The sequence below is a fragment of the Kytococcus sp. Marseille-QA3725 genome (assembly GCF_054950055.1).
Genome location: NZ_JBUCLA010000001.1, coordinates 923795 through 936471, shown reverse-complemented (window position 1 = coordinate 936471; position 12677 = coordinate 923795). Strand labels below are relative to the sequence as shown.

10 protein-coding genes are annotated in these 12677 nt (G+C 71.4%); 6 read left to right on the top strand and 4 right to left on the bottom strand.

Going from position 1 to position 12677, the window contains the following annotated elements; all coding sequences use genetic code 11:
* The first annotated feature begins 100 nt into the window (after positions 1 to 100).
* The 6 genes from alaS to aroB all read left to right on the top strand — a co-directional run bounded on the left by alaS (position 101) and on the right by aroB (position 8315).
* Complete coding sequence (gene alaS / locus ACY8FT_RS04260; RefSeq protein ID WP_462417690.1) at positions 101 to 2782, top strand: alanine--tRNA ligase; 2682 nt, start codon at positions 101 to 103, stop codon at positions 2780 to 2782.
* Positions 2783 to 2796: 14 nt separating this feature from the next.
* Entirely contained in the window at positions 2797 to 3333 is a 537-nt protein-coding gene (ruvX, locus tag ACY8FT_RS04255) for a Holliday junction resolvase RuvX (RefSeq protein ID WP_462417689.1), read from the top strand.
* A gap of 92 nt (positions 3334 to 3425) precedes the next feature.
* Positions 3426 to 4466, top strand: a complete 1041-nt coding sequence (gene mltG, locus ACY8FT_RS04250) for an endolytic transglycosylase MltG (protein WP_462417688.1) — start codon at positions 3426 to 3428, stop codon at positions 4464 to 4466.
* Positions 4460 to 5377, top strand: coding sequence for a shikimate dehydrogenase family protein (locus tag ACY8FT_RS04245; RefSeq protein ID WP_462417687.1), 918 nt, complete (start codon positions 4460 to 4462; stop codon positions 5375 to 5377). Before mltG ends, ACY8FT_RS04245 begins: the two co-directional genes overlap by 7 nt.
* A 2-nt stretch (positions 5378 to 5379) precedes the next feature.
* On the top strand, positions 5380 to 6618 hold the full coding sequence (aroC, locus tag ACY8FT_RS04240; RefSeq protein WP_462417686.1) for a chorismate synthase: 1239 nt from the start codon (positions 5380 to 5382) through the stop codon (positions 6616 to 6618).
* Positions 6615 to 8315, top strand: a complete 1701-nt coding sequence (aroB, locus tag ACY8FT_RS04235) for a 3-dehydroquinate synthase (protein WP_462417685.1) — start codon at positions 6615 to 6617, stop codon at positions 8313 to 8315. The genes aroC and aroB overlap by 4 nt, the downstream gene beginning before the upstream one ends.
* A gap of 103 nt (positions 8316 to 8418) precedes the next feature.
* On the opposite strand, the gene ACY8FT_RS04230 is transcribed toward aroB, so the two are convergent.
* Genes ACY8FT_RS04230 through ACY8FT_RS04215 form a run of 4 tightly spaced genes read right to left on the bottom strand, consistent with a single transcriptional unit; the run spans position 8419 to position 12670 of the window.
* Complete coding sequence (locus tag ACY8FT_RS04230) at positions 8419 to 9660, bottom strand: ABC transporter ATP-binding protein (RefSeq protein ID WP_462417684.1); 1242 nt, start codon at positions 9658 to 9660, stop codon at positions 8419 to 8421.
* On the bottom strand, positions 9635 to 10699 hold the full coding sequence (locus ACY8FT_RS04225; RefSeq protein WP_462417683.1) for an ABC transporter ATP-binding protein: 1065 nt from the start codon (positions 10697 to 10699) through the stop codon (positions 9635 to 9637). The genes ACY8FT_RS04230 and ACY8FT_RS04225 overlap by 26 nt, the downstream gene beginning before the upstream one ends.
* Positions 10700 to 10710: 11 nt before the next feature.
* Entirely contained in the window at positions 10711 to 11751 is a 1041-nt protein-coding gene (locus ACY8FT_RS04220) for an ABC transporter permease (protein ID WP_462417682.1), read from the bottom strand.
* Positions 11744 to 12670 (bottom strand): ABC transporter permease, encoded by a 927-nt coding sequence (locus ACY8FT_RS04215; RefSeq protein ID WP_462417681.1) that lies wholly within the window; start codon positions 12668 to 12670, stop codon positions 11744 to 11746. Before ACY8FT_RS04215 ends, ACY8FT_RS04220 begins: the two co-directional genes overlap by 8 nt.
* Positions 12671 to 12677 lie beyond the last annotated feature (7 nt).

The following is a 12677-nucleotide window of genomic DNA, read 5'->3' as shown; positions in this document are numbered from 1 at the left end:
TGCCGGTCGACGGTGCAGGTGTGTCCCCGGGCCCGGCCCGTGGACGTCGAGGCGTCCCCGCGACGCCGCCCCAGGATCGTCCACATCATCAGGAGTTGCGATGGAAACCGCTGAGATCCGCCGCCGGTGGCTTGCCTACTTCGAGGGCGAGGGCCACACCGTGGTGCCCAGCGCGCCGTTGATCCTCGACGACCCGAACCTGCTCTTCGTGAACGCCGGCATGGTGCCCTTCAAGCCGTACTTCCTGGGGCAGCAGACGCCTCCGTGGGAGCGCGCCACGAGCGTGCAGAAGTGCGTGCGCACCGGTGACATCGAGGAGGTCGGCAAGACCACCCGTCACGGCACCTTCTTCCAGATGAACGGCAACTTCTCCTTCGGCGGCTACTTCAAGAAGCGGGCCATCGAGCTGGCCTGGAAGCTCGTCACCGGCTCGCAGCAGGAGGGCTACTTCGGCTTCGACCCGGAGAAGGTGTGGGTCACGGTGCTCGGCGCCGGGTACCACCCGGACTACCCGGAGGGCGACACCGAGGCGATCGAGCACTGGCTGGCCGTGGGCGTCCCCCGTGAGCGCATCCAGGGTCGTGGGCTGGACGACAACTACTGGCACATGGGCGTCGAGGGCCCCGGTGGCCCGTGCTCGGAGATCTACATCGACCGCGGCCCGGAGTACGGCGCCGACGGCGGCCCGGAGGCCGACGAGGACCGTTTCCTGGAGATCTGGAACCTGGTGTTCCAGACCGAGATGATCACCGACGTCCGATCCAAGGCCGAGTTCCGCGTGGTGGAGCCGCTGCCGGCCAAGAACATCGACACCGGCATGGGCCTGGAGCGCGTGGCCTACCTGCTGCAGGGCGTGGACAACCTGTACGAGATCGACGAGGTGTACCCCGTCATCGAGCGCGCCGAGGAGCTGGCCGGGCGGGAGTACGGCGCCGACGAGGGCGACGACGTGCGCTTCCGCGTGGTGGCCGACCACGTGCGCTCCTCGCTGATGCTGATCGGCGACGGCGTGACCCCGGGCAACGAGGGGCGTGGCTACGTGCTGCGCCGCCTGCTGCGCCGTGCGGTGCGCTCCATGCGCCTGCTGGGAGTGCAGGAGGCCTGCCTGCCGGAACTGCTGCCGGTCTCCATGGAGCAGATGAGCAAGTCCTACCCGGAGCTGCGCACCGACTTCGAGCGCATCACCCGCATCGCCTACGCGGAGGAGGAGGCCTTCCGCCGCACGCTGGAGGCGGGCACGAACATCTTCGACGCGGCCGCCCGGGAGACGAAGGGCGCGGGGCAGCAGGTCTTCCCCGGGGACAAGGCCTTCGCCCTGCACGACACCTACGGCTTCCCGATCGACCTGACGCTGGAGATGGCCTCCGAGCAGGGGCTGACCGTGGACGAGGAGGGCTTCCGCGGCCTGATGGCCGAGCAGCGGGCCCGCGCCAAGGCCGATGCCAAGGCGAAGAAGTCCGGGCACGCGAACACCGCGGTGTGGCGCGGGCTGCGTGAGCTGGGTGCCACCGTCTGGAAGGCCTACGACACGCTCGCCACGGACGGGCGCGTGCTCGGCCTGGTGCGCGAGGGTGAGCGCGTGCAGGGGCTGTCCGAGGGGCAGACCGGTCAGGTGGTGCTGGACACCACGAGCTTCTACGCCGAGTCCGGTGGCCAGATCGCCGACTCCGGTGTCATCACCCTGGACGGGGCGCGCCTGCAGGTGACCGACGTGCAGCGCCCGGTGAAGGGACTGGTCGCCCACACGGTGAAGGTGCTCTCCGGCGAGGTGACCGAGGGCGCGGACGCCCGCACCGAGGTGGACCCCACCTGGCGCCTGGAGGCCGCTCAGGCCCACTCGGGCACGCACGTGGTGCACGCGGCGCTGCGACAGGTCCTCGGCCCATCGGCCCTGCAGTCCGGCTCCTACAACAAGCCCGGCTACCTGCGCCTCGACTTCGCCTGGAACAAGGCGCTGGACGCCGCCACCCGCAGCGAGCTCGAGGAGGTCGCGAACCTCGCGGTGCGCGACGACCTGCCGGTCAGCGCCCACTGGATGCCGCTGCCGGAGGCCCGGGAGTGGGGCGCGCTCGCACTGTTCGGCGAGACCTACGACGAGGACGTGCGCGTCATCGAGATCGGCGGCCCGTGGTCGCGCGAGCTCTGCGGTGGCACCCACGTGCAGCACTCCAGCCAGATCGGTGCGCTGACGCTGACCGGTGAGTCCTCCGTCGGCTCGGGTGTGCGACGCCTGGAGGCCTTCGTGGGGGTCAACGCGCTGCGCCACCTGGCGACCGAGCGTGCGCTGGTGGCCGAGCTCAGCTCCATCGCCGGCGTGCAGCCCACCGAGCTCAAGGACCGCGTGGGCCAGCTCGTCACGCGCCTCAAGGAGGCCGAGCGTGAGATCCAGCAGATGAAGCGCGAGCAGGCCAAGGGGGCGACGGCCGGGCTGGCCGACACCGCCGAGCAGGTCGGTGGCGTGCAGCTGGTGCTGGCCGAGCTCGCGGGCGTCGACGGCGGCGAGCTCCGCGGCATCGCCCAGGACGTGCGCGGGAAGTTCGGTGACACCGCCGCGACGGTCGCCCTGGTCTCGACCGCGGGGGAGAAGCCGGTGGTCGTCGTGGCGACCAACGAGGCGGCCCGCGGTGCCGGTGTGAAGGCCGGTGCCCTGGTGAAGGCCGCGGCCTCCGCCCTCGGCGGTGGTGGCGGCGGCAAGGACGACCTCGCGCAGGGTGGTGGCCAGGACAACGCCAAGGCCGCCGAGGCGCTGGCCGCCGTGCGCGACGCGGTCGCCTCGGCCTGACCGCGGGAGCACGCGTGACGACTCCCCTCTCCGGCGCCGTGGCGACCGACCCGAGCCCCCTGCCCGGCGTGGTGTGGGGCGTCGACGTCGGCCTGGCCCGGGTCGGGGTCGCCCGCAGCGACCCCGACGGGGTGCTTGCGACGCCGGTCGAGACGGTGGCCGTCACCGAGGACGGCGCGGCCCCGGAACGGGTCGTCGAGCTGGTGCGCGACACGCCGGCGTCCACCGGCGTCGTGGTGGGGCTCCCTCGCCATCTGGACGGGCACGAGAGCACCTCCGCCGCCGAGGCCCGCTCGTGGGCCCGGCGGCTCGCCGCGGCCCTCGGTCCTCAGGTGCGGGTGTGGCTGGTGGACGAGCGCATGAGCACCGTCTCGGCCGCCCGGGGCATGCGCGCCTCTGGGGTGCGGGCACGCGAGCAGCGCAGCCGCATCGACCAGGCCGCGGCCGTGGAGATCCTGCAGGGGGCCCTGGACGGGTGGCGACGCGGCAGTGCCGTCGGCGAGCTCGTCCCTGGGCGCAAGCCCCGTCGACGCAAGGGACAGGACGCATGAACGAGACGACGAACTCCGGGGCAGGGCGCGTGGCACGGTCCGGTCCCTCGAGGCTCCCACGCAGGGCCCCCGCACCGCCCCCGCGGGGGCGGGTGGCCGCCGTTGTGGCCGGTGCCCTGGCCCTGACCGGAGTGGGATCGGCGCTCACCTGGGACACGCTCTCGCCGGTGCTCTCGGCCATCGCCCTGCCGGAGCTCGGCAGCCATCCCGACTACGAGGGGGAGGGCGAGGGCGAGAAGACCGTGAAGGTCCCCGAAGGGTCCAGCGGCTACGCCGTCGGCAAGATCCTGGAGGAGAACGGGGTCGTCGCCTCGGCGGAGGCCTTCAACGAGCTGGCACGCCTGGAGCCCCGCATCGAGCGACTCCAGCCGGGCACCTACGTGCTCAAGGAGCGGATGAGCTCGGTCTCGGCGATCGAGGGACTGCTGGACGACCGCAACCTGCGCGTGGACAAGGTGACCGTGCCCGAGGGCCAGTGGGTGTCGGAGACCTTCGACCGTCTCGCGAAGGAGACAGGAGAGCCGCGGAAGGACTACGACGCCCTGGAGCCGCAGGACGTGGGGCTGCCGAAGGAGGCCGGCGGCGAGCTCGAGGGCTGGCTGTTCCCGTCGACCTACAACTTCGACGTCGACGACGACGCGCGCACCCAGGTGCGCAAGATGGTCGAGCAGACCACCAAGGAGCTGGAGCGCGAGGAGGTGCCCCGCAAGGAGTGGGAGCGCACCCTGACCGTCGCCTCCATCGTCGAGGGGGAGAGTTCCGGTCAGGCCGACCGCGGCAAGGTCTCCTCGGTGGTGCTCAACCGGCTGGACCAGGACATGGAGCTGGGCATGGACTCGACCGTGCACTTCGTGCACCAGGAGCGTGGCCGTGCCGGCACCACCAAGGAGCAGCGCGAGAGCAAGGACCCCTACAACACCTACGTGCACAAGGGCCTGCCCCCGGGACCGATCAACAGCCCCGGACGCGCGGCGATCCAGGCGGCGAACGACCCCGACGACACCGACTACCTGTACTTCGTGACGGTCAACCCGGTGACGGGGGAGACGAAGTTCTCCCGCACCTTCACCGAGCACCAGCGCTACGTGGGCATGTTCAACCGGTGGTGCCAGCAGAACGAGGGCCAGTGCTGACCGGTTCCCCGGCCGAGGTGGCACCCCATGCAGTGGTGCTGGGGCACCCCGTCGCCCACTCGCTGTCCCCGGTGCTGCACCGGGCGGCGTGGCGCGAGCTCGGGCTGCAGGACGGGTCCTACGAGCGGGTGGACGTGCCCGCGGGTGGCCTGCGGGACGTCGTCGAGGAGCTGTACGCCGAGCGCGGCGTGACCGGCTTCTCGGTGACGATGCCGCTCAAGGAGGAGGCTCTCGCGCTGGGCGATGCCCAGGCCGGCACCTCACGGACGGCGCGCCTCGCGGCCGGGGCGAACACGCTCGTGCTGCGCCCCGGGGGCTGGCAGGCGGACAACACCGACGTCCCGGCCCTGGCACGGGTGGTGCGGCGGGCGGTTCCCGCGCGCGAGGGGGATGTCACCGGTGGCGAGGACGAGGTGCCGGAGGTCGTGCTGCTGGGCTCGGGGGCCACGGGGCGCTCGGCGTTGCTGGCCCTGCACGCCTGCGGGGTGCGGTCGCTGAGCCTCGTCGTCCGCTCTGAGCCCCGCCCGGCCTTCCTGCAGCTCGCCGAGGAGCTCGGCATGACCGTGACGGTGCTCGGCCTGGACCAGCTCGCGGAGGTGGTCAGCGGGAGACATCTGGTCCTGAGCACCCTGCCGGTCGGGTGGTGGGAGCAGCTGCCGACCCCATCGTGGACCGGCGCGGACGAGGCCGGATCAGCACGCGATCTGGTCTGGGTCGACGCGCTGTACGCGGACTGGCCCCACCCGTGGGCGACCGCCGTGTCGGATGCTGGTGGCCACGTCGTGAGCGGGCTCCACATGCTGGTGGAGCAGGCCGTCGACCAGGTGGAGCTCATGACCGGTCGGCGCCCCACGGTGCAGGGCACCGCGGCGGGCCTGCCGGAGTCGCTGCGCGCGCTGCATAGGGTGTGACCATGCTGAGGTGGTTGACGGCCGGAGAGTCGCACGGTGAGGCCCTGACGGGCGTCCTCGAGGGAATGCCTGCCGGCGTGGGGGTGACCACCGACGACCTGGCCGGTGCGCTGGCCCGGCGCCGGCTGGGACACGGCCGCGGGGCGCGCATGTCCTTCGAGGCCGACCGGGTCTCCCTCTTGGGTGGCGTCCGCCACGGCGTGACCATGGGGTCCCCGGTGGCCGTCCGCATCGACAACACCGAGTGGCCGAAGTGGGAGAAGGTCATGTCGGCCGATCCCGTGGCGCCCGAGGACCTGCAGGTCGACGCCGGGCGGGGGGACACCCGTGAGGTCGCCCGCAACAAGCCGCTCACCCGGCCCCGGCCCGGGCACGCGGACCTGGCGGGCATGCAGAAGTACGGGCTGGAGGAGTCCCGGCCGGTGCTGGAGCGGGCCAGTGCCCGGGAGACCGCAGCCCGCGTGGCGCTCGGTGAGGTCGCCCGTCGACTGCTGGCGACCGCCGACATCGAGGTGGGCAGCCACGTCGTCGCCCTCGGCGGTGTGCACCTGCCCGCCGACGCGCTGGACGTGGCGGCACGCGAGGAGCTCGCCACACCGACCGGGCGCGAGCGGGTGGACGCCGACCCGGTGCGCTGCGCCCACGGGGAGACCGCCGCTCGGATGGTGGAGGCCGTCGACGCCGCGAAGGCGGACGCGGACACCCTCGGTGGGGTCGTCGAGGTCGTGGCGGTGGGCCTGCCGCCGGGTCTCGGCTCGCACGTGCACGGTGACCGCCGCCTCGACGCCCAGCTTGCGAGGGCACTGATGTCCATCCAGGCGATCAAGGGCCTGGAGCTCGGGGACGGGTTCCTCGGGGCCGATCGCCCCGGGTCCGGCGCCCACGACGAGATGGAGTGGCAGGACGGTGGCGTCCGCCGCCTCACCAACCGGTCCGGTGGCGTCGAGGGCGGCATGAGCACCGGGGAGCTGCTGCGCGTGCGGGCGGCCATGAAGCCGATCAGCACCGTGCCCCGCGCCCTGCGCACCGTGGACACCGCCACCGGTGAGGCCGCGACGGCCCACCACCAGCGTTCGGACGTCTGCGCCGTCCCGGCGGCCGGTGTGGTCGCGGAGGCGGAGGTGTGCCTGGTCCTGGCCCGCGCCCTGCTGGAGAAGTTCGGTGGCGACCACGTCGAGGACACCCTCGCGGCGCTGGCGCACTACCGCCAGCGCATCGCGACGACGGGCGGCACCGCGTGAGCTCCTCGCTGCAGCCCTTACCGGCGGCGGTCGCGCTCATCGGGGCGCCTGGCAGCGGCAAGTCGACCGTCGGCGCGCTCCTGGCGGGCGACGCGTCAGCGGCCCTGGTGGACACCGACGCCCTCGTGGAGGAGCGGGCCGGGTGCACCGTGGCGGAGCTGTTCGCCACCCGTGGGGAGGCCGCCTTCCGTGAGCTCGAGGCCGACGCGGTGGCCGACGCGCTGCGCGGCACGGACCTGCCCGTGGACCTCGGACGGGTGGTGGCCCTGGGCGGAGGGGCGGTCATGACCCCCCGGGTGGCCGGGGCGCTGCGGGAGTTCGCCGCGGACGGGGGCCATGTTGTGTGGCTGCAGGTCGACGAGACGACCGTGGCCGAGCGCCTGGCCGGGGGCGACCGGCCCCTGCTCGCCGGGGACGACGCCCTGGCCCGCTGGCGGGAGCTCGCGGCGGCGCGGGAGTCGACCTACGCCGAGCTGGCCACGGAGGTGGTGGACACCACCGGGCGGCCTCCGCACGAGGTGGCCCGCGTCGTGGCCGAGCACGTGGCCGAGCTCCCCGATGCCCGGCGCTGGCCGACGGGTCCGCGCAGCGGGCTGCGCGTGGCAGTCACCACCAGCGAGGGCAGCGGGGCGTACCCCGTCTCGATCGGCCACGGGGTCCTCGACGACCTCGGCCTGCTGCTGCCGGCCACCGGTGCCGTTCCGCCGAGCGCCCTCGTGGTGCACCAGCCCGGCCTGGAGGCGGCCACCGAGCGCGTCCACCGCGCCCTGGAGGGCGCTGGGATCCGGGTGCACGTCCACGGTATCGAGGCCGCCGAGGCGGGCAAGCAGCTCGACGGCGTCGCGGGCATCTGGGAGGCGTGCGCCGCAGCCGGCCTGGACCGGGGCGGCCTGCTCGTGGCCGTCGGCGGGGGAGCGGCCACCGACGTGACGGGCTTCGCGGCCGCCACCTGGATGCGTGGCATCGACGTGGTCCACGTCCCAACCACCCTGCTGGCGATGGTGGACGCCTCGGTGGGTGGGAAGACCGGCATCAACACCGCCGCGGGCAAGAACCTGGTCGGCGCCTTCCACCAGCCCCGGGCCGTGGTGGCGGACCTGGACCTGCTGGCCGGCCTGCCCGTCGAGGACGTGCGCGCCGGCCTGGCCGAGGTGATCAAGAGCGGGTACATCGACGCAGGCGACGTGGACGGCGGCCGGGACGTCCTGGCGCGCGTTGGTGAGGGAGCCGGGATCTCGGACGACCCCCGGAGCTGGCCCTTCCTCGCCGAGCTCGTCCACCGGGCACTGTCGGTGAAGGCCCGTGCCGTGGCGGCGGACACCCGCGAGGCCGGGGTGCGGGAGTTCCTCAACTTCGGTCACACCCTGGGCCACGCCCTGGAGAAGGTCGAGGGCTACCGGATGCGCCACGGCGACGCGGTGGCCATCGGCATGGTGTTCGCGACGGCACTGGGGGAGGAGCACGGGCTGTGGCCGGGCACCGACGAGGTGCGGGAGCTGCTCCGGGCCGTGGGTCTGCCGACCCGCTACGAGGGGGACGCGTCCTGGGAGGAGGTCCGGGCCGCCATGGCAGGGGACAAGAAGGCCCGTGACGGGGCGCTGCGCTTCGTGGTGCTCGAGGAGATCTGCTGCCCGACCACGCTCGCCACCCCGTCGGAGGACTCCCTGCGCGCCGCCTGGGAGGCCGTGACCGGCTGAGGCCGACGACGGCGCGCACCCGGACGGTGCACACCCAGCAGAACCGCTGAGGGCGGGCCCGGAACACCGGGCCCGCCCTCAGCGGTCGTGGGGGAGCGAGGCGTCAGCGCACGGCCTCGATCACCTGACGCTCCTCGGAGAAGATGCACCGGCTCGGGTGGTCGGTGCCCTCGCGCACCTCCAGCTGCGGGTCGCTCGTGGCGCACAGCTCCACGGCCTTCCAGCAGCGGGTGCGGAAGCGGCAGCCCGACGGCGGGTTCGCCGGCGACGGCACGTCACCCTCCAGCCGGATCTGGTCGCGCTTGCCACGCAGTTCGGGGTCCGGCACCGGCACGGCGGACAGCAGGGCCTGGGTGTACGGGTGCACCGGGCGCGAGTAGATCTGGTCCTCGTTGCCCAGCTCCACCATGCGACCGAGGTACATCACGGCCACGCGGTCGGAGATGTGGCGCACCACGGACAGGTCGTGGGCCACGAAGATGTAGGACAGCCCCAGCTCGTTCTGGAGGTCCTCCATCAGGTTCACGACCTGCGCCTGCACCGACACGTCGAGCGCCGAGACCGGCTCGTCGCAGACGATCACCTCCGGGTTCAGGGCCAGGCCGCGGGCGATGCCGATGCGCTGACGCTGACCGCCGGAGAACTGGTGCGGGTAGCGGTTGATGTGCTCGGGGTTCAGGCCCACCAGCTCGATGAGCTCCTTGACGCGCGCGGTCCGCTTGCTGCGGTCCAGCACGTCCTTGTGGATCTTGAACGGCTCCCCGATGATGTCGCCGACCGTCATGCGCGGGTTCAGCGAGGTGTACGGGTCCTGCAGCACCATCTGCACGTTGCGCCGCATGTCGCGGAACTCCGAGGCGTTGAAGTCCGCCACGTCCCGACCCTTGTAGAAGAGCTGGCCGTCGGTGGGCTTCTCCAGGGACATGATCAGACGGCCCAGCGTCGACTTGCCGCAGCCGGACTCACCCACCACGCCGAGCGTCTCGCCGCGGTACAGGTCGAAGTCCACGCCGTCGACGGCCCGCACGTGGCCGTAGGTGCGCTTGAAGACACCCCTGGTCAGCGGGTAGTGCCGCTTCAGACCGCGACCGCTGATGACCGGGGTCTCACCGCGCCGCTCGGGGCTGACACCGGCCGAGACGATCTCGTCCACGTCGAGGTCCATCGCCCGGGACGGGGCCCCGGGGTTGTTCGGGTTCTCGACGGAGTGGTCACGGGCGACCTCCTCGGCCGTCGCACCCTTCACACCGGTGTCCCGGTGACGGGGGGCGGCGTCGGAGGCGGTCGCGGGGACCTGGCCGTCGCGGCGCTCCTCGTCGTCAGATCGCAGCACGCTGGCTCCCATCGAGCGTCTCCTTCCAGAAGTGGCACGCCGAGGCGCGCTCCGGGGCGAACTGCTCCAGCGCCGGGCGGTCCGTGCGGCAGGCGTCCTGCGCGTTCGGGCACCGCGGGTTGAAGGCACAGCCCTGCGGGATGTTCGTGAGCATCGGGGGGATCCCCTCGATGGCGGTGAGCTTCTGGCCCTTCTGGTCCACGCGGGGGATCGAGGCCAGCAGCCGCTCGGTGTACGGGTGGGCCGGCGCACGGTAGAGCTCCCGAGCAGGGGCCTGCTCCACGATGCGACCGGCGTACATGACCGCGATCTGGTCGGCGACGTCCGCGACCACACCGAGGTCGTGCGTGATCAGGATGAGTCCCATGTTCATCTCCTGCTGGAGCTCGGCCAGCAGCTCCATCACCTGGGCCTGGACGGTCACGTCCAGGGCGGTGGTGGGCTCGTCGGCGATGAGCACGTGGGGGTCCAGGGCGATCGCCATCGCGATCATGATGCGCTGGCGCATACCGCCGGAGAACTGGTGCGGGTAGTCACCCACGCGCTCCCGGGCGGCGGGGATGCGCACGCGGTCCATCAGCTCGATGGCGCGCTCCGTCGCCTCCTTCTTGCCCGTCTTGCGGTGCACGCGGAACATCTCCGCGATCTGCGCACCCACCGGATACACCGGGTTCAGGGCCGAGAGGGAGTCCTGGAAGATCATCGAGAGCTTCTCGCCGCGGTACAGCCGGCGCTCGGACTCCTTCATGGCCAGGAGGTCCTTGCCGCGGAAGCGGACCTGACCAGCGGTGATCTTGCCCGGGGGAGTGTCCAGGATGCCCATGACGGCCTGTGCGGTCACGGACTTGCCGGAACCGGACTCACCGAGCACCGCGAGGGTCTCACCGGCGCGCAGCGTGTAGTTCACGCCGTTGACGGCGTGGGCGATGCCGGCCTTGGTCTTGAACTCGACGTGGAGGTCGTCGACCTCGAGCAGCACCTCGCCCCGCTGGGCGCGGTCGCTCACGTCGCGGACGGCCGCCGGACGGTCCGTGCGATTCGTGTCGGTCATGTCGTCTCTCCTCATCGCAGCTTCGGGTCGAGGGCGTCACGGACGGCGTCACCCAGCAGCATGAAGCTGAGCACGCAGACCGACAGGGCCAGCGACGGCCAGAACATGACCTGCGGGTTGGTCTGCAGCAGGTTCTGGGCCACGGAGATGTCGCCACCCCAGGACACGACCTGCTCGGTGTCCAGCCCGATGCCCAGGTAGCTCAGCGTCGCCTCGGCGACGATGAACATGCCCAGCGAGATGGTCGCGATGACGATCACCGGCGCGATGGCGTTCGGGATGATGTGGTTCATGATGATCCGGCCGGTGCTCGCGCCCATGGAGCGGGCGGCGGTCACGTAGTCGGACTGCTTGGCCTGGAGCACCGAGCCGCGCATGATGCGGGCGACGGAGGTCCATCCGAAGATGATGAGCATCATCGAGACGGTCGGTACGTTGCGGCCCATCCAGCCCAGTCCAGGCAGGTCGATGTGCTCGACCATCGACATCACGACGATGCCGGCCAGGATCAGCGGGATGGCCAGGAAGGTGTCCAGGATGCGCGACAGGATCGCGTCCACCCAGCCACCGAAGTAGCCGGCGATCGCACCGATGGCGCCACCGACCAGGACGACGCCGAGGGTGGTCAGCACGCCGACCATGATCGACGCACGCGCACCGTGGACCACGCGGGAGAAGATGTCGTGGCCCTGCTGGTCGAAGCCCAGCGGGTGACCCGGCTGGCCCTTCTCCAGGGAGCTCAGGATGTCCTGCGCCTGCGGGTCCACGCTCGTGAACAGCGTGGGGAACAGCGCCATCGCGGCGAGCACGAGGATCATCAGCGAGCTGATGACGAACATCGGGTTGCGGATGAGGTCGCGCATGGCGTCCTGCGCCAGGCTGCGTGGCTTGCCGACGCGCGCGTTCTCGTCGGCGACACCCTTCTTGCCAGCGACCGCGTTCTGGTCCGGGTCGGCCGAGAGCCGGTCGCCGTCGGCGCTGCTGGGGCTCTCGTGCTCGAGGTCGAAGGTGCTCTCCTCGAGCTCGGTCTCGTGTCGGGTGTGGTCAGTCAAGGCGGATCCTCGGGTCGAGAACGGCGTAGAGCAGGTCCACGATCAGGTTGGCGATGAGGTAGACGAAGATCAGCACCGTCACGAAGGAGACGACGGTGGCGTTCTCTCCGGCGATGATCGCGCGGTAGATCTGGTTGCCGACGCCCGGCACGTTGAAGATGCCCTCGGTGACGATGGCGCCGCCCATCAGCGCGCCCAGGTCGGTACCGAGAAAGGTCACCACGGGGATCAGCGAGTTGCGCAGCAGGTGCACGCCGATGATCCGGTGCTTGGGCAGGCCCTTGGACAGGGCGGTCTTCACGTAGTCCGAGCTCTTGTTCTCCACGATGGAGGTGCGCATCAGGCGGGTGATGTACGCGACGGACATGGCGGCCAGCACGGCGCCGGGGAGCAGGAGGTTCTGCCAAGAGGCGTCGCTGCCGACGGTGGGGCTGAAGATGCCCCACTTCAGGCCGAGGAAGAACTGCGCGAGGTAGCCGATGACGAACACGGGGATCGAGATCACCAGCAGGGTCAGCAGCAGGGCGGCGGTGTCCAGGAAGGTGCCGCGCTTCAGGCCCGCGATGAGGCCGATCGGGATGCCGATCAGGATCTCCAGCAGCCACGCGATCATGGCCATGCGGATGGTGACCGGGAAGGTCTCCTTCATGACGTCCAGCACGGGACGGCCGGTGAAGGTCTCGCCGAAGTCCAGGGTCAGGATGCCCTGGAGGTAGTAGCCGTACTGCACGAGCAGCGGCTCGTCGAGGTGGTGTTCCTCGTTGAACTTCTCGATGAACGCCGGGTCACAGCCGCGTTCGCCACACATGGCAGCAGCGGCGTCGCCAGGAAGGCCATAGACCATGGCGTACAGCAGCAATGTCGCCAGGATGAACACGGGGATCATCTGGAGCAATCGCCGGAGCACATAGGTACCCACAACTTCT